Origin of the sequence: Clavibacter californiensis, from assembly GCF_021952865.1 — a bacterium.
Classification (GTDB): domain Bacteria; phylum Actinomycetota; class Actinomycetes; order Actinomycetales; family Microbacteriaceae; genus Clavibacter; species Clavibacter californiensis.
Map to the genome: position 1 here is coordinate 1,568,214 of NZ_CP040792.1, position 16,225 is coordinate 1,584,438.

Sequence of the window (16,225 nt, forward strand, 5' to 3'; positions counted from 1 at the left end):
GAGGGGCGCTAGCGGCGCGGGGCGTCCGCGTCGCTGGTCGCGTCGACGCTGCGGCCGGAGCCGCGCGCCGCGTCGTCGTCCGCGTCGGCCGGGGCCTTCTCGCCCGCGACGGAGGCAGCGGAATCCGTGCCCTCGACGGCGGACGCGTCGCGCTTCGTCTTCGCGAGGCTGGCGACGGTCGCCACCGTGATCGTGAGGAGGATGAACGACAGCGAGAACCAGATCGGGATCTCGGGCGCCCACAGCATCGGCTCGCCGCCGTTGATGAAGGGCACCTCGTTCACGTGCATCGCGTGCAGCACGAGCTTCACCGCGATGAAGCCGAGGATCACCGCGAGGCCCTGCGAGAGGTACACGAGGCGCTCGAGCAGGCCCGAGATCAGGAAGTACAGCTGGCGGAGGCCGAGCAGCGCGAACGCGTTGGCGGTGAAGACGATGTACGCCTCCTGCGTCAGGCCGAAGATCGCCGGGATGGAGTCGAGCGCGAACAGCACGTCGGTGAGGCCGATGGCGAGCATCACCAGGAACATCGGGGTGAAGAGCTTCTTGCCGTCGACGCGGGTCGTCAGCTTGTCGCCGTCGTAGTGGTCCGAGGTGGGGATGAAGCGGCGGAGAGTGCGGATGAGCTTCGAGTCGGACTCGTCCTCGTCGTGCGTCTCCTTCATCTGCTTGTAGGCCATGACGAGCAGCAGCGCGCCGAAGAGGTAGAAGACCCAGGAGAAGTTGTCGATGATCGCGGAGCCCATCGCGATGAAGATCCCGCGCATCACGAGCGCTATCGCGATGCCGACGAGCAGCACCTTCTGCTGGAAGGCCCGCGGCACGGCGAAGCTCGACATGATGATGAGGAAGACGAAGAGGTTGTCGACGCTCAGCGCCTTCTCCGTCACGTATCCGGCGAAATACTCGCCGCCGAAGGTCCAGTTCGAGAAGACGCCGACGCCGACGCCGAACACGAGCGCGATGACGATGTAGACGACCGACCAGGTCGCGGACTCCTTGAGCGTCGGCTCGTGCGCCTTCCGCACGTGCGCGAAGAAGTCGAAGACAAGGAGGCCGAGGACGGCCGCGATGGTCGCGGCCCAGAGCCAGAAGGGGACATCCATTTCGAGGGTTCTCCAGTACTCGGACCGCTGACGGATCCGGTGGGGTACTGAAGGTCTCCTCCACCCCGCGAGCTGCTGCTCACGGAACCGGCCGTACGGGTCGGAGTGGTCCGACCGTATTGACGACACGACCGCCGGATGGGAGTACTCCCCTTCGAGGGAACACTCTATACGGCCGCATGGAGCGCTCCGGACCGCGCGGGCGGATCCCCAGCTGACGCCCGGTCGGGAGCGGAGGCCCGCTATTCGAGGAAGAGCAGGACGATCCCCGCGACGGCCGCCAGGGCGCCGATGCCGATGAGCACGAGCCCGGTCACGCGGAGCGCCCGGCCGTCGAGCTCGGGGGCGTGCGTGCGGACGCGCCACGGGGATCGCGGCGAGAACCAGACGCGCACGTCGGATCCGGCCGCGAGGTCGTGGGTCTCCGGGGCGTCGGCCGGGGCCTCGTGCACGTCGCCGTCGCCGTCGAACCAGCGGAGGACGCGCCCGGGCGCTGCGCCGTCATCGCGCGCGGGCCCCTCCGCGACGAGGCCCTCGGTCGCCGTCCAGCGCCTGCCCAGCAGGCGGATCGACAGTCCGGCGACGTAGAGCAGGACGCCGGGGACGAGCGCGATCCAGGTGAGGAACTCGATGATGAGCGACGCCGCGGCGAGACCGTCCATGCCGATGACCCCGCGTCCGCTCGTCGAGAGCCCGAACAGGGCCTAGAGGTCGATGCTATCGCCGGGCTCGAGGGCGTGGAACTCGCCGCCGCCCTGCTCGGTCGCCCACTGCAGGCGGCCGTTCGATATGGCCTTGCCCGCGGCCGAGAGCACCATCTCGTGCGTGGGGAAGGCCCTGCGGGGCTTGACCGCGAGCACGTAGTCGATGGACTCGCTGATCTTCATCCACGGCGCGCCCGCGGGAGCGGCGAGCAGGTCGACCTCGACGCCCTCCGGGATCGTGAACGAGTCGCCCGCGTAGTAGAGCGTGTCGTTGACGAGCACGCCGAGGTTGTCGACCACGGGGATGGACTCGTGGATCACGGCGTGCGTGCCGCCGAAGAAGCGCAGCGTGAAGGGGCCGGCCTCGATGGTGTCGCCGGCCTCGACCACGGTCACGTCGAAGTCGGCGACCGCGGCCGCGACCCCGGACGGCGCGTAGATCGGCACGCCCTCGTTCTTGTCGAGGATCCGCTTGAGCTGCTCCGGGGTCCAGTGGTCCGCGTGCTCGTGCGTGATGACGATCGCGTCCGCGTTCATCGCCTCCGTGATGGGGGTGGTGAAGGAGCCGGGGTCGATGAAGAGCTTCCGCCCCGACAGTTCCAGGACCAGGGCGGCGTGCTCGAGCTTCGTCAATCGCATGAGAGGAGCCAACACCGTCGGAGCGGCCGGGGCAAACCGGCGCGCGGGGGCGCCCGGACGCGCCCGTCGGGGGCGCGTCATCGGCACGGGATCGGGCGGATCCGGCCCGGTCGGGGCTCGATTTGGTCGGGCTGTGCGCGCTGTGGCATACTCGACGAGTTGCAAAAACGGCCCCATCGTTTAGCGGCCTAGGACACCGCCCTCTCACGGCGGTAACACCGGTTCGAATCCGGTTGGGGTCACCACCGCATCATCCAGCCCGGCTCCTCCTCACGGAGGCGCCGGGCTTTCTTCTTGTCCGTCGGCTCGAGGGGCCGGGTGCACGGCTCCGCCCTGTAGCGTCGAGGGGTGAGTGTGCACCTGGTCGGAGGCGGCCTGTCGGATGACGACACCCCCCTCCTCGCGCGGTTCCTGTCCGAGGCGACGACGAGGGCGACCGATGCCGCCCGGTTGGAGCCGGCCCGCATCGCCGTGGTCCTCGTGCACGACGGCCTGGGTGCCGAGTGGTTCGACCAGTACGCCGCAGCGCTCCGTGCCGCGGGCGCGTGCGAGCCGGTCGCGGTGCTGGCGCCGGAGGGCGGATCCATCGAGGTGGCGCAGCTCCAGGACGTGGACGGCATCGTCGTCGGCGGCGGTCTGACCCCCGCGTACCGCCAGGCGCTCGAGCCGGTCTTCGGCGAGATCCGCCGCCAGGTCACCGCCGGGGTCCCGTACCTCGGCTTCTCCGCGGGCGCCGCGGTCGCCGCCGAGACCGCCATCGTCGGCGGCTGGCGCATCGGCGACGTCGAGGTCGTGCAGGAGTCCGCGAGCGAGGACCTCGACGAGGTCACGGTGGAGCAGGGCATCGGCCTCATCGACGTCGCGGTCGACGTGCACGCGGCCCAGTGGGGCACCCTCACGCGGCTCATCGCCGCGACCGAGGCGGGCCTCGTCGAGGGCGGCGTCGCCATCGACGAGGGCACCGTGCTCGTCGTGGGCGAGGGCCAGCTGGTCGTCGAGGGGCGCGGCAGCGTCTGGTCGGTCATCGGCTCGGAGACGGGCGTCACCGTCAGCTCCGCCGGCGCCTCCTGATCCGCCGCCCGTGGCGCTGACCCTGCCCGGGCTCGTCGAGCGCGGCTTCATGGACGCCGGCTGGGTCGACGTGCTCGAGCCCGTCGCCGGCGACATCGCGCGGATGGGGGAGTGGCTGCGCGCCGAGGTCGCCGCCGGACGCCCCTACCTGCCCGCGGGCGACCGCGTGCTGCGGGCGTTCCAGCAGCCGCTCGCCGACGTGCGCGTGCTGATCGTCGGGCAGGATCCGTACCCCACGCCCGGCCACCCCGTCGGCCTCTCCTTCTCGGTCGAGCCCGACGTGCGGCCCGTGCCGCGGAGCCTCGTCAACATCCACCGCGAGCTGCGCGACGACCTCGGGATCCCGACGCCCGAGCACGGCGACCTCACCGCGTGGACCCGCAGCGGCGTGCTCCTGCTCAACCGCGTGCTCACCGTGCGGCCGGGCGCGCCCGCCTCGCACCGCGGCAAGGGCTGGGAGGCCGTGACGGAGTGCGCGATCCGCGGCCTGGCCGCGCGCGGCGGACCGCTCGTCGCGGTCCTCTGGGGGAAGGACGCGGGATCCCTCGCGCCCCTGCTCGCGCCGGTGCCGTCGATCACCTCGGTGCACCCGAGCCCACTGTCGGCGTCGCGCGGGTTCTTCGGCTCGAAGCCGTTCAGCCGGGCGGACGCGCTCCTCGCCGAGCAGGGCGCAGAGCCCGTCGACTGGCGGCTCTGAGCCGGTCCCGCGGGATCCGTCCGCGCGCGCGACCGTCCCCGTAGGATCGCGGCATGCTCGAGGAGGAATACCAGCGGCGCCGCCGCCTGCCCGCCCACCTCCGGAAGCCCGCGCCGCCGCTTCCCGTGTTCTCCTACGAGATCCGGCGTGCGACGACCGGCGACCTCCCGGACATCCGCGAGGTCTACAACCACTACGTGATGAACAGCACCGTCACCTTCGACGAGACGCGCATGACGCTCGCCAGGTGGCGCGGCCGGTTCGGCCAGCTCGAGCGGATGGGGATGCCGTTCCTCGTCGCCGTCTCGCCATCGGGGCAGGTGCTCGGCTACGCGCTCGTCGAGCCCGTCGGCAACCGGCGGTCGTCGCGGACGACGGTCGAGGACTCGATCTACCTCGGCGCGGCGTCCACCGGCAAGGGCCTCGGCCGCGCGCTCCTGGAGGCGCTCGTGGACGCGTGCCGCGAGGCCGGGATCCGCGAGGTCATCGCGGTCATCGCCGACCAGGGCGCGGACGCGTCGATCCGGCTGCACGCCTCGCTGGGCTTCACCGAGAGCGGGCGGATGGGCCGCGTCGGCTGGAAGTTCGGGCGCTGGCTCGGCACCGTCACGATGCAGCTGACGCTCAAGCCGACGGCGCAGCCGGGCCTGTGGGCGCGGACCATGCGGCGAGCGACGCCTGGCGCTGCCGCTCCTGGTCCCACCACGCCCGCTCCCGCTCCCGCCGCTCCTCCTTCGCGGTGAGCGGGCGGGGCGCGATCGTCTCCACGCGGTGACGGCGGGCCCACCAGCCGGTGAGGAGCGCGGATCCCAGCACGACCGCCATCGGCAGCAGCATGAACGGCCCGCCGGTGCCGGCGCTTCGGTCGAAGCTCTGGGACATCTGGCCGAGGATCACCGTGGGGATGAACAGCAGCGTGTTGTTGAGCGCGTGGATGAGGACGGGCGCCTCGAGGCCGCCCGTGAGCCGCGCCGAGAGGGTCGCCGACAGGCCGAAGACGAAGTAGTAGGCGATGAGCCACGGGTCCTCGGCGAGGTGCGCGAGGGCGAACAGCGAGCTGGAGACCACCGCGCCGACGACGAGGGCGACGCGGGTGCTGCGGAACCAGGATCCGACCGAGCGCTGGATGAGGCCGCGGAACCCGTACTCCTCGCCCGCGGACTGGAGCGGCGTGGTGAGCAGCACGATGGCCAGGTAGAGCCAGACCTCGCCGTCGAAGCGGACCTCGCCCGAGGGGTCGAGCGCGAACGTGACGCCGATGTAGACGAGGAAGACGGGCACCATCACGAGCGCGACCCGGCCGAGCCAGCGCCAGCGGAACCGGCCGGCGATGGACGACATCGCGCCCATCCGCACGCCGAACAGCCAGCGCTGCAGGAGCATCGAGACGGGGATCAGGGCGGCGAGCGACAGGTTCGTCGCGAGCAGCACGATCGGCGTCATGGTCGTGAGGGATGCCTCGTCGGACGGGTCCATCCGGCCGGTGAGGATCTCGATGAGGATGGCTGCCCCGCCGAACACGATGGACAGGCCGAGGAAGGCGACGCCGAACAGCACGAGCGCGAGGATCCCGCGCCAGGGGCCGCCCGTGTCGCGGAGGCCGTGGTGGTACGGGACGGGCGGGCGCTCGGGGAGCGGCGGGAGCTCGGGCGGGAACGCGCCGGGCATGCCGGCGGTCGGCGGGACGCCGGGATCGACGGGCGGGGCGACCGGCGGGGCCACCGGCGGGCCGGTGATCGCGGCGGGATCGGGGGCGGTCGGCTCCTGTGCGCTCATGCCGCCACCGTACGCGGGCCGACCGTGGGCGCGGATCCCCCCGACGGCGGAGGGCGCGCGGCGGAGGGCGCGCGGCGGACGGCGGAGGACGCCGGGCGCCGCCGCGCCGCCGCGTACGGTGGATGCGACGAGAGGCGGACCCATGCACGAGGACCAGCACGAGGACCAGGAGCGCGACGAGGCCCGCGACGCCGACTTCGCGGAGAAGCGGCACGAGCAGCTGACGACGGCGCCGAAGGCGGTCGAGTCGGATGCGGCACCGCGCATCGACGTCACCGAGCACGACGACGGAGTGACGCGGATCGACGTGGCGGACACGGCGTCGGTCCGGCCCGGGAAGACGACCCCGGCGCGCGGATCGTGAGCGACGCGGGCATCGTCACCCGCCCGACGGGTGCCCCGCGCGACGTGCTCGTGCTCGGCGGCACCGGGTGGATCGGCCGGCTCGTCGCGGAGCGGCTCGCGGCGCGCGGCGATCGGGTGACGTGCCTCGCGCGCGGCACGGGCGGTTCCGCGCCCGACCTCACGCGGTTCGTGGCGGCCGACCGCGACCTGCCCGACGCGCATGCCGCCGTCGCCGGCACGGACTGGGACGAGGTCGTCGACCTCACCTCCTCCGCGGAGCACGCGCGCTCCGCGGTGGCCGCGCTCGCCGATCGCGCCCGGCACTGGACGCAGGTCAGCACCGTCTCCGTCTACGCGTCCTTCGCGCACCCGGGCGACGACGAGCAGGCGACGCTCGTGGAGCCCGTCGACCTGGAGGAGTACGGGCAGGCGAAGGTCGCGGCCGAGCGCGCGGTGACCGCGGCGCTCGCCGGACGGCGGATGATCGTGCGGCCCGGCCTGATCGTCGGGCCGGGCGACGACAGCGACCGGTTCGGCTACTGGCCCGCGCGGTTCGCGCTCGCGGGCGACGGACCCGTCCTCGTGCCCGACGCGACGGGCCGGCACTCCCAGGCGATCGACGCGCGGGACCTCGCCGACCTGGTCGTCGAGGTCGGCGTGCGCGCCCTCGACGGCGTCGTCGACGCGGTGGGGGAGAGCGTGCCGCTCGCCGACGCGCTGGACCTCGCGGCCGAGGTGGCGGGATCCACGGGCGAGCGGGTCGTCGCGACCGATGACCAGCTGGCCGCGGCCGACGTGCGGCACTGGGCGGGCCCGCGATCGCTGCCGCTGTGGCTGCCGAGCGGGGCGGCCGGGATGCTTGCCCGGAGCGATGCGGGGATCCGCGCCCTCGGCACCGCGCGTCGACCGCTCGCCGAGACGATGCGCGACGTGCTCGCCGACGAGCGGGAGCGCGGGCTCGACCGGCCGCGCGCATCCGGCCTCACGCGCGACGAGGAGCTCGAGGTCCTCGCGACGGTCCGCTGATGCACGGGCTGCACGCACGAGCGCCGCGCACCCGTCCGGAGACGGGGTGCGCGGCGCTCGGGTGATGCGGGTGGATCAGCGGATCGCGGCCCGCAGCTCGGCGGCGGCCGCGGCCGGGTCGTCGGCCGAGTAGATCGCGCCGCCGGCGACGGCGACCACGGCGCCCGAGTCCTGCACGTCGCCGATGGTGCCGGCCTTCACGCCGCCCGCGACGGAGAACGCCACACCGGACGCCTTGCCGGCCTCCAGCAGGTCGCCGAACGTGTAGCCGTCCTCCGCCTGCTCGTCGAGGCCCGCGTGCATCTCCACGAACTCGGCACCGAGCTCGGTGACCTCCTTCGCGCGCTTGGCCTTGTCCGGGACGCCGATGAGGTCGACGACGATGCCCTTGCCGTGCTTCCTCGCGGCCTTGACGGCTCCCGCGATGGTGCTGTCGCCCGCGACGCCGAGGACGGTGACGAGGTCGGCGCCCGCGGAGAACGCGATGTCGGCCTCGAGCTCGCCGGCGTCCATCGTCTTGAGGTCGGCGAAGACGATCTTGTCGGGGTGCGCCTCCTTGATCGCGGTGATCGCGGAGAGACCCTCGGCCTTGATGAGCGGGGTGCCCAGCTCGATGATGTCGACGTGCGGCGCGGCCTTGCCGGCCAGCTCGAGCGCGTCCTTCGTCGTGAGCACGTCCATGGCTACCTGGAGCTTCATGCGGTTCCTCTTCCTGTCGTGATGCGTGGGGTGGGGATCGAGCGACCGTCGGTCACTCGAGGTTGGCGTGACGCGGCCACAGCTCGTCGGCCGTGAGGCCGGACGCCTGCCACAGCGCGTGGAACACGGCGTCGCCGACGAGCGCGACGCTGAGCTCGAACAACCCGCCCGCGTACTGCGCCGAGACCGTGCCGCCGTGGTCCTGCTTGGCGGCCGCGGGGATCAGCACGGTCACGTCCGCGAGGTCGGCGAGCGGCGAGTCGTCGGCCGTCGTGAGCGCGACGATCCGGGCGCCGACCTCGTGCGCCGTCTTCGCGGCGCTGACGATGCCGGCCGTGGTCCCCGACCCGCTCGCGACCAGGAGGGCGTCGCCCTCCTCGATCGCGGGGGACGTGGCCTCGCCGACGACGTGCGCGTCGAGCCCGAGGTGCATGAGCCGCATCGCGGTCATGCGGAGCGCGAGGCCGGAGCGGCCGGCGCCGAGGGCGAAGACGCGGCGCCCGTCGCGGATCACGTGGGCGGCCTCGTCCAGGCGTGCGGCGAGGTCGGGGTCGGTGAGCGCCTGGGCGACGCGGGCGTTCTCGTCGGAGATCAGCGTCACGGCGGCGGCCACGTCGACGGGGGAGTCGCCGGTCGGGCGGGGGTGCGTCGAGTTCGTCACCCTTCGAGGGTGCTCCTCGCGGCCCGTCCCTGAAGCCCACCCGACGGGTGGACTCGCCTACCCATCCGAGCAGGTCGTCGTCCCGCGGGCCGCGGATCGGGTGGGCGTACGGTGGCGGGATGCCGTCCCGGACCCACCCCGTCGCTCCCTCCGCCCGCCCTGCCGCCGCATCCGCCGACGCCGTCGCGCTGCTCGACGGGCTGCACGACGCGCTCGCCGCCCCGCTGCAGGAGGTGGCCGGCGCGCTGTCGGGCATGCTGCAACCTGTGGTCGCGCACCGCGCCCTCGTGGTCTTCACCGAGGACTGCACCGGCCGCCCCCGCAAGAAGGCGGGCGAGGCGGAGGTCGTGGAGAACGTGACGATCGCCGAGCTCGACCGGATCCTCGCGAGCCTGGCGGACGGGTCCGACGATGCCGGCTCCGCCTGGGCCGTCGAGCACCGCGTCGGCGGCCGGCCGCGCACGGTCGCCGCCTGGCGGGCGGACACGGGCGCGCTCCTCGTGCTGGTGGATCCCGTGGCCGCGCACGACGACGTGCCCGCCGCCCGCGAGCTGGTGCGCGCCCTGTGGCGGAGCGTCGCCCACGGGATCCGGCAGCAGGTCGCCGCGGCGCCGCCCGCGTACCTCGCGGAGGCGCGCGCCGTGTCCTCGGAGCGCGCCCGCGTCGTGGCCGAGCTGGGCGACGCGCACGCCACCACGCTGGAGTCGCTGCTCGCCGTGCTCCGCTCCTCCCGCACGGGCGACGCGGCCGCCCGGCAGACCGCGGCCGACCTCGCCACGAACGCCATGGTCGAGCTGCGCGCCGCGAGCGACCGCGACCGCTCGCTCGGCGAGGAACCCGTCGCGCGCGCATTCGCCCGCCTCCGCGACGACCTCCGCCCGCTCGTCCGCTTCCGCGACCTCGACGTGCAGTTCGTCGAGCCGCCCGTGGACGGGCGCGCGCTCCCGGGCGAGGTCGCGCACGCGGGCCGGGCCATCGTCCGCGGCGCCGTGCTCGCGCTCGTCGAGCAGCCGGACGTGACGCGCGTGCGGATCCAGTGGGACTGCGACGGCAGCAACCTCCTCGTCGGGATCCGCGACGACGGCGCGGGAGCCACCACCGCCGACCTCGACGCGCTCCGCCGGCTCACCGACCGCGTCGCCGCGCTCGACGGCGCGCTGGACGTGACGGCGACGCCCGGCTGGGGATCCGAGATCGCCGTGCGCCTGCCCCTCGACGCGCCCGCCGCGGGCCTCGACGCCGCGGGGGAGGCGGGGCTCAGCGCACGGGAGCGGGAGGTGCTCGCGCTCGTCGCCGGCGGATCCCGCAACCGCGCCATCGCGACCTCGCTCGGGATCAGCGAGAACACGGTGAAGTTCCACGTCGCGAACCTGCTGCGGAAGATGGGCGCGTCCACCCGCGCGGAGCTCGCGGGGCTCGTGCGGGGCTGAGGCGGCGCACCGGCGGCGCGACAGCGGGACGGCGCTCGCAGCCGATGCCGGAGTTAACCCCACGGAAACCTCAGCTCCGTAAGGTATTGAGCACCGCCGCCCGCTCGAACGAGGATGTCCCCGCATGCGCTCAGCTCCCACCCGCCGCTCGTCCGGAGCCGCGCGCTCCGGCGCCCTCGCCCTCGTGGCGGGCCTCTCCGCCACCGCGGTCCTCGGCCTCGGCGCCGCCCCCGCGTCGGCCGCGGAGGGCGACGTCGCCATCGACGTCTACTCCATCAACGACTTCCACGGCCGGCTCGAGACCACCTCGTCCACCGCAGGCGCCGCCGTGATCTCGGGCGCGTTCCAGCAGGCGAAGGCCGAGAACCCGAACAGCACGCTCATCAGCGCGGGCGACAACGTCGGGGCGTCCACCTTCACGTCGCTGTCCCAGCAGGACGAGCCGACGCTCGACGCGCTCAACGCCATGGGCGTCTCCGTCTCCACCCTCGGCAACCACGAGTTCGACCAGGGCCGCGACGACGTGGACGGCCGCGTCACGGATCACTCGGACTTCCCGTACATCTCGGCGAACCTCTACGAGAAGGGCACGGAGGAGCACGCCTACGCCGCGTACGACGTGCAGGACATCGACGGCGTGCGCGTCGCGTTCGTCGGCGCGACGACCGAGGCGCTGCCCGAGCTCGTGAGCCCGGCCGGGATCGCGACGCTCGACGTCGGCAGCGTCGTCGACGCGTCCACCGCGACCGCCCGCGCGCTCCGCGACGGCGACGACGCGAACGGGGAGGCCGTCGTCGTCGTCCTCGTCGTGCACGAGGGCGCGTCCACCTCCGACGAGTCCTCCCTCACCGACGACTCGGTCTTCGGCCGCATCGTGACGGGCGTGCAGGCCGACGTCGACGCCGTGATCTCCGGCCACACGCACCTCGGCTACGACTACGAGCTGCCGGTCGCGGGCAAGGCCCTGCCGCTGCCCGTGCTGCAGACCGGGAGCTACGGCACCAACCTCGGGCACCTGTCGCTCACGGTGGATCCCGCCACCAAGGCCCTCACCGCCATCTCCTCCGAGCTCGTCCCGCTGCTCACCGCGGACGGGAAGCCGGCGTTCCCAGCGGATCCCGCGGTGCAGCGCATCGTCGACGACGCGGTCGCGAAGGCCGAGGTCATCGGCAGCCGCACGGTCGGCGAGATCACGGGCGACATCACGCGCGCCCGCCAGGCGGACGGCTCCGAGAACCGCGGCGGCGAGTCCACCATCGGCAACCTCGTCGCCGACGCGCAGCTGTGGGCGACGCAGGCGGACCTCGGCACCGAGATCGCGTTCATGAACCCGGGCGGCGTCCGCCAGGACCTCACCGTCGCGTCCTCCGGCGCGGGCGACGCGGAGGGCGAGGTGACCTACAAGGAGGCCGCCATCGTGCAGCCGTTCGCCAACACGCTCACGACCGCGAAGATCACGGGCGCGGGCATCAAGGCGGTGCTCGAGCAGCAGTGGCAGCCGGAAGGGTCCTCGCGGCCGTTCCTCAAGCTCGGCCTCTCGCGCGACCTCACCTACACGTACGACCCGACGGCCGCACGCGGCGAGCGGATCACGGGCGTGTTCTTCCAGGGCGAGCCGGTGGATCCCGAGCGCGTCTTCACGATGGTCGCGAACAGCTTCCTCGCGGAGGGCGGCGACAACTTCACGGAGCTCGCGAACTCGACCGAGCAGAGCGACTCCGGCCGCGTCGACCTCACCGCGTTCGTCGACCACATCACCGAGTTCTCGCCCGTCGAGCCCGACTCGGCGACGCGCTCCATCGGGATCGTCGACACCACGGGTGCCGCGCCCGCGGCCGGACAGGAGCGCTCCTACGAGCTCTCCTCGCTGCTCATCTCGAACGCGCCCGTGCAGGACACCGAGGTCGTGACGCTCATCGACGGCGAGGAGGTCGCGCGCACGCCGATCGACGCCGCCGTGGTCGACACGACCGACGAGCAGGGCCGCGCGAGCGTCCGGTTCACGGTGCCGGCCGACCTCGCCGCGGGAGCGCACCAGCTCGCGTTCCTGCTGCCGAGCACGGGCGCCTCGGTGATGTACGCGCTCGACACGCAGGCGGGATCCGTCGTCCCGTCCGGGACGGGCACGGTGCCCGCGCCGAGCTCCGAGCCGATGCTCGCGGCGACCGGATCCGAGTCCGGACCCGTGCTCGGGACCTCGCTCGCGGCGCTCGCCCTGGGCCTCGGGCTGGTGGCCTTCCGCCGCCGGATGTCGGCGGCCGCGCGCCGCTGACGGTCGCGGATCCCCGGGACGGAGCGGGTGCCGGGCGACCGGCGCCCCGCCCCGCCAGCAGCATCCGCCGCCGGTCGGCCCGCCCCGACCCCGGCCTACGCTGGAGCCGTGTTCGAACTCCACCACCTCAGCGCCCAGGACCAGTGGGACCAGCTCCAGCGCGGCGAGGTCACCCCGACCGAGCTCGTCACCCACTACCTCGAGCGCATCGAGCGGCTGGATCCGGGCCTCGGCGCCTTCACGACCGTCACCGCCGACCGTGCCCTGGAGCGCGCGCGGTTCGTCGAGCGCGAGGTGCCGCGCACCGCGCCGCTCTGGGGCCTGCCCTTCGGCGACAAGGACCTCTCCGAGCGCGCCGGCGTCCGCACCACCTTCGGCTCCCGCCTGTTCCGCGACCACGTCTCCGACCGCACCGACGCGATCCCGCAGGCGCTCGACGACGCGGGCGGCATCAGCCTCGGGAAGACGAGCGCGCCCGAGTTCGGCCTGCCGTCGTACACGGAGAGCCTCGTCGCCCCGCCCGCGCGCACGCCCTGGGACACGACCCGCGGCGCCGGCGGATCCAGCGGGGGAGCGGCCGTCGCGGTCGCCGCGGGCCTGCTGCCCTTCGCGCCGGGATCCGACGGCGGCGGCTCGGTCCGCATCCCCGCGGCGGCCACCGGCCTCGTCGGCCTCAAGCCCTCGCGCGGCCTGGTGCCCGCGGGATCCGGGCAGGAGTCGCTCGCGGGCCTCGTGGTCCCCGGCCCGCTCGCGCGCAGCGTCGCCGACGCGGCCATGCTGCTCGACGCGATGATCGGCCGGGTCAACGGCCGCATCCCGCACCCGTTCACGCTGCGTGCGCCCGAGGACGCGGACGGCGATCTGCTCGGCGCGGCCGTCCGCGGCGAGGGCCGCTTCCAGATCGGCGTGATGACCACGACGCCGTGGGACGACGCCTACGAGATCGTCCGCGACCCCTCCGCCGACGACGCCCTCGCGCTCGCCGTGCGCGAGCTGTCGACCATGGGCCACGGCCTCGAGGACCTCGCGCTCCGCCCGGATCCGACCTACGCGCCCGCGTTCCGCACCATCTGGCAGGCGGGCGCCGCGGGGATCCCGGCCGCGGGCGCCCAGCTCGAGCTCCTCGAGCCGCTCACGCGCTGGCTCGTCGAGCGCGGCCGGGCGCTCTCCGCGCGCGACCTCGCCCGCGCGCTCGCCCAGCTCGCCGCGTACGAGCGCAGCGTCATCGCGCAGTTCGCGCACGTGGACGCCGTGCTCACGCCCGCGCTCGCGCAGGAGCCTCGGCCGGTCGGCTGGTACGACGCCGAGGACGGCGAGCGGAACTTCGCGCAGCAGGTGCGGTACACGCCGTACACGTCGTTCGCGAACGTCACGGGCCTGCCCGCGATCACGCTGCCCGTGCACCTGACCGACGACGGCCTGCCCATGGGCGTGCAGCTCATCGGGCGGCCGGGCGGCGAGGCGACCCTCCTCGCGATCGGCCGGCAGCTCGAGCGGCGGCTGCACTGGCAGCGACGGCACCCGCCGCAGTGGTGAGGCGGCGGGTCAGCCCAGCCCGCTGATCCCCTTGACGATCGCCGAGACCGCGCCGCCGAACGCGAGCACGACGACGGCCGCGCGGGCGCCGCGCGTCGGGATCCGGGGGCCGAGGAGCGTGCCCGCCCCGATCCCCGCGAGCATCGTCACGATGATGCCCACCCACGCCGCCGTCCCCAGGTCCGGCCAGCGCTCCGGCGCGATGAGGAGCTTCGTGAGGAGGGACGACGCGCCGACCGTGACGAAGAACGGCTGGAGGGTCGCCGCGAAGGCCCGCTGCTCCCAGCGGCTGACGACCGCGTAGACGCTGAGGCTCGGCCCGCCGATGCCGGCCGCCGCGTTCATGACGCCCGACGCGAAGCCGAAGCCCGCCATGACGCCCGGCCCGTCGACCACGCGCGTCGTGCGCCGGAGCACGAGCGAGGTGGTGAGGGCGGCGATGAGCAGCAGGCCGATCCCGATCTCGAGCACCTCGTCCTGCAGCAGGTAGGCGAGGAGGGCGCCGGGCACGATCCCCACGAGCGCGGGGATCGCGAGGAAGAGGTAGCGCCGCCACTCCACGTGCCGCCGGACGCCCGCCAGGATGATCGCCGCCGACAGCGCGCCGCACAGGTTCACGATGAGCACGCCGTCGAAGGGGCCGAGCAGGATCACGAGCACGGGCGAGACGACGAGCGCGAAGCCGAGCCCGGTGACGCGCTGGGCCACGGCGCCCACGAAGACGGCGGCGAGGACGAGGGCGGACACGATGACATCCTCCCGTGGATCCGCCGCCCGATCGTGCCGCCGCCCTCGCCCCCTGAGGTAAGGCATGCCATACTTAGGCTGTGCTTACCTCCACCGCGACCCTCGCCAGCAGCACGGCAGAAGCCTCGGCCGTGGTCGAGGAGCAACCCGCGGTCGAGCGCCCCGCCTACCGGCCGTTCGCCGCGCGTGTGGCCCGCACCGAGCGCATCAGCCCCACGTTCCTCCGGATCACGTTCCAGAGCGACGACCTCCGCGACTTCGGCGACGAGTGCCTGGACCAGCGCATCAAGCTGCTGCTGCCGGTCGCCGAGCACGGCCTGCCCGACCTCACCGGCGTCGGCGGCGACGACTGGTTCGCCTGGTGGCGCGCGCTGCCCGACGCCGAGCGCAACCCGCTCCGCACCTACACGTCCCGCGCCGTCCGCCGCGAGCTCGGCGAGGTCGACGTGGACTTCGCGCTCCACGGCGACATGGGCCCCGCCTCCCGCTGGGCCGGCCAGGCGCAGCCCGGCGACGAGATGGTGATCATCGGCCCCGACGCCATCAGTCCCGCGCGCGGCCTCGGCATCGAGTGGCACCCGGGCGCCGCCCGCTCCCTGCTCCTCGCGGGCGACGAGACGGCCGCGCCCGCCATCTGCAACATCCTCTCCTCCCTGCCCGACGACGCCGTGGGCTGCGCCTTCATCGAGGTGCCCGTCACGGGCGACCGCCTCGACGTTCGCGTGCCGAAGGGCGTGAACCTCACCTGGCTGCCGCGCGACGGACGACCGAACGGATCCCGCCTCGAGGAGGCCGTGCGCCACTGGGTCGACTGCCACGTGAAGGTCGGCGCCATCGCGGTCCCCGAGGTCGCGCTCGCCGACGACGCGCAGCCGCTGGCGGAGGACGACGCCGAGGGCATCGTGTGGGACGCGCCGGTCGTCCACGAGGGCTCCACGCTCTACGCATGGCTCGCAGGGGAGTCCGGCTGCATCAAGGCGATGCGCCGCTTCCTCGTGCGCGACACGGGCATCGACCGCCGCCAGGTCGCCTTCATGGGCTACTGGCGCGCGGGCGCGGCGGAGGGATCCTGACCATGGCCGGAGCCACCCGCTCGCGCACGCGCAAGGACGTGAGGCGCCATGTGCTGCTCGTCACGGACGAGACCGGCCTCTTCGCGACGCAGGCCGCGCTCTCCGCGCTGCCCCTGTGCACGCGCGGCAGCGTGTTCGTCGAGGTGCCCGACGCGTCCGTCGAGGTCGCGCTCGCGCACCCGCCGCGCATGGTCGTCACCGTGATCGCCCGCGAGGGCCGCGGGATCGACGGTGCGCCCGCGGAGCCGATGGCCGCGGTCGCGCGGGCGGTCGGCGCGTGGGCCAGCGAGATGATGGTCTTCTCGGCGCCGATCTCCGACGAGCACCCGGTCACCGAGGTCAGCGTGCTGCTCGGCGGGCACGTCGGCGGCCACGACGACCTGCTGCACCTGCTCGCGACGCGCTGACGCGGATCCGCCGGGCGCGTGTGGGGCGACGTCGGG

Annotated in this window: 17 protein-coding genes and 1 tRNA gene; 11 read left to right on the forward strand and 7 right to left on the reverse strand. The window is 73.8% G+C overall.

Going from position 1 to position 16,225, the window contains the following annotated elements; translation table 11 throughout:
- Window positions 1-8: 8 nt before the first annotated feature.
- The 3 genes from FGD68_RS07675 to FGD68_RS07685 form a co-directional block, all read right to left on the reverse strand.
- Entirely contained in the window at window positions 9-1,106 is a 1,098-nt protein-coding gene (locus FGD68_RS07675; RefSeq protein ID WP_119372607.1) for a TerC family protein, read from the reverse strand.
- A gap of 242 nt (window positions 1,107-1,348) precedes the next feature.
- Window positions 1,349-1,768, reverse strand: coding sequence for a DUF3592 domain-containing protein (locus FGD68_RS07680; RefSeq protein WP_119372608.1), 420 nt, complete (start codon window positions 1,766-1,768; stop codon window positions 1,349-1,351).
- A 42-nt stretch (window positions 1,769-1,810) separates the two neighbouring features.
- Window positions 1,811-2,449 carry an MBL fold metallo-hydrolase gene (locus FGD68_RS07685; protein WP_119372609.1) on the reverse strand — a complete coding sequence of 213 codons (639 nt, stop codon included), beginning with the start codon at window positions 2,447-2,449 and terminating at the stop codon, window positions 1,811-1,813.
- A 169-nt stretch (window positions 2,450-2,618) separates the two neighbouring features.
- Here FGD68_RS07685 and FGD68_RS07690 point away from each other — a divergent pair.
- From FGD68_RS07690 to FGD68_RS07705, 4 genes are all read left to right on the forward strand, one after another.
- Window positions 2,619-2,694 (forward strand) — tRNA-Glu (locus FGD68_RS07690).
- 103 nt (window positions 2,695-2,797) lie between these two features.
- Window positions 2,798-3,520: a Type 1 glutamine amidotransferase-like domain-containing protein gene (locus tag FGD68_RS07695; protein ID WP_119372610.1), complete on the forward strand. Its 723-nt coding sequence runs from the start codon at window positions 2,798-2,800 to the stop codon at window positions 3,518-3,520.
- A gap of 10 nt (window positions 3,521-3,530) precedes the next feature.
- Window positions 3,531-4,217 (forward strand): uracil-DNA glycosylase, encoded by a 687-nt coding sequence (locus FGD68_RS07700; RefSeq protein ID WP_119372611.1) that lies wholly within the window; start codon window positions 3,531-3,533, stop codon window positions 4,215-4,217.
- A gap of 53 nt (window positions 4,218-4,270) precedes the next feature.
- Window positions 4,271-4,960, forward strand: coding sequence for a GNAT family N-acetyltransferase (locus tag FGD68_RS07705; protein WP_104236081.1), 690 nt, complete (start codon window positions 4,271-4,273; stop codon window positions 4,958-4,960).
- Here FGD68_RS07705 and FGD68_RS07710 read toward each other — a convergent pair.
- Window positions 4,842-5,993: a CPBP family intramembrane glutamic endopeptidase gene (locus FGD68_RS07710; protein ID WP_237609986.1), complete on the reverse strand. Its 1,152-nt coding sequence runs from the start codon at window positions 5,991-5,993 to the stop codon at window positions 4,842-4,844. The two genes, FGD68_RS07705 and FGD68_RS07710, sit on opposite strands and share 119 nt — an antisense overlap.
- Before the next feature lie 142 nt (window positions 5,994-6,135).
- On the opposite strand from FGD68_RS07710, the gene FGD68_RS07715 reads away from it, so the two are divergent.
- Together FGD68_RS07715 and FGD68_RS07720 are read left to right on the forward strand one after the other, a co-directional pair.
- The gene (locus tag FGD68_RS07715) at window positions 6,136-6,357 is read left to right on the forward strand and encodes a multidrug transporter (RefSeq protein WP_119373975.1); all 222 of its coding nucleotides are present in this window, start codon (window positions 6,136-6,138) and stop codon (window positions 6,355-6,357) included.
- Window positions 6,354-7,364, forward strand: a complete 1,011-nt coding sequence (locus FGD68_RS07720) for an NAD-dependent epimerase/dehydratase family protein (protein WP_237609987.1) — start codon at window positions 6,354-6,356, stop codon at window positions 7,362-7,364. Before FGD68_RS07715 ends, FGD68_RS07720 begins: the two co-directional genes overlap by 4 nt.
- A gap of 75 nt (window positions 7,365-7,439) precedes the next feature.
- Here FGD68_RS07720 and hxlA read toward each other — a convergent pair whose 3' ends face one another.
- Both hxlA and hxlB read right to left on the reverse strand, forming a co-directional pair.
- The gene (gene hxlA, locus FGD68_RS07725) at window positions 7,440-8,063 is read right to left on the reverse strand and encodes a 3-hexulose-6-phosphate synthase (RefSeq protein WP_119373125.1); all 624 of its coding nucleotides are present in this window, start codon (window positions 8,061-8,063) and stop codon (window positions 7,440-7,442) included.
- A gap of 52 nt (window positions 8,064-8,115) precedes the next feature.
- Window positions 8,116-8,724 (reverse strand): 6-phospho-3-hexuloisomerase, encoded by a 609-nt coding sequence (gene hxlB, locus FGD68_RS07730; protein ID WP_119373126.1) that lies wholly within the window; start codon window positions 8,722-8,724, stop codon window positions 8,116-8,118.
- Between the two features lie 119 nt (window positions 8,725-8,843).
- Here hxlB and FGD68_RS07735 point away from each other — a divergent pair, with 119 nt between their 5' ends.
- From FGD68_RS07735 to FGD68_RS07745, 3 genes are all read left to right on the forward strand, one after another.
- Window positions 8,844-10,154 carry a LuxR C-terminal-related transcriptional regulator gene (locus FGD68_RS07735; RefSeq protein WP_119373127.1) on the forward strand — a complete coding sequence of 437 codons (1,311 nt, stop codon included), beginning with the start codon at window positions 8,844-8,846 and terminating at the stop codon, window positions 10,152-10,154.
- Between the two features lie 124 nt (window positions 10,155-10,278).
- Entirely contained in the window at window positions 10,279-12,426 is a 2,148-nt protein-coding gene (locus tag FGD68_RS07740; protein ID WP_119373128.1) for a bifunctional metallophosphatase/5'-nucleotidase, read from the forward strand.
- Window positions 12,427-12,534: 108 nt separating this feature from the next.
- The gene (locus FGD68_RS07745; protein WP_237609988.1) at window positions 12,535-13,962 is read left to right on the forward strand and encodes an amidase; all 1,428 of its coding nucleotides are present in this window, start codon (window positions 12,535-12,537) and stop codon (window positions 13,960-13,962) included.
- A gap of 9 nt (window positions 13,963-13,971) precedes the next feature.
- Here FGD68_RS07745 and FGD68_RS07750 read toward each other — a convergent pair whose 3' ends face one another.
- A complete protein-coding gene (locus FGD68_RS07750; RefSeq protein WP_119373313.1) occupies window positions 13,972-14,709 on the reverse strand; it encodes a sulfite exporter TauE/SafE family protein in 738 nt (245 codons plus the stop codon).
- Window positions 14,710-14,840: 131 nt separating this feature from the next.
- Here FGD68_RS07750 and FGD68_RS07755 point away from each other — a divergent pair, with 131 nt between their 5' ends.
- Both FGD68_RS07755 and FGD68_RS07760 read left to right on the forward strand, forming a co-directional pair.
- Window positions 14,841-15,782 carry a siderophore-interacting protein gene (locus tag FGD68_RS07755; protein WP_104236090.1) on the forward strand — a complete coding sequence of 314 codons (942 nt, stop codon included), beginning with the start codon at window positions 14,841-14,843 and terminating at the stop codon, window positions 15,780-15,782.
- A gap of 2 nt (window positions 15,783-15,784) precedes the next feature.
- On the forward strand, window positions 15,785-16,189 hold the full coding sequence (locus FGD68_RS07760; protein ID WP_119373312.1) for an SIP domain-containing protein: 405 nt from the start codon (window positions 15,785-15,787) through the stop codon (window positions 16,187-16,189).
- Window positions 16,190-16,225 lie beyond the last annotated feature (36 nt).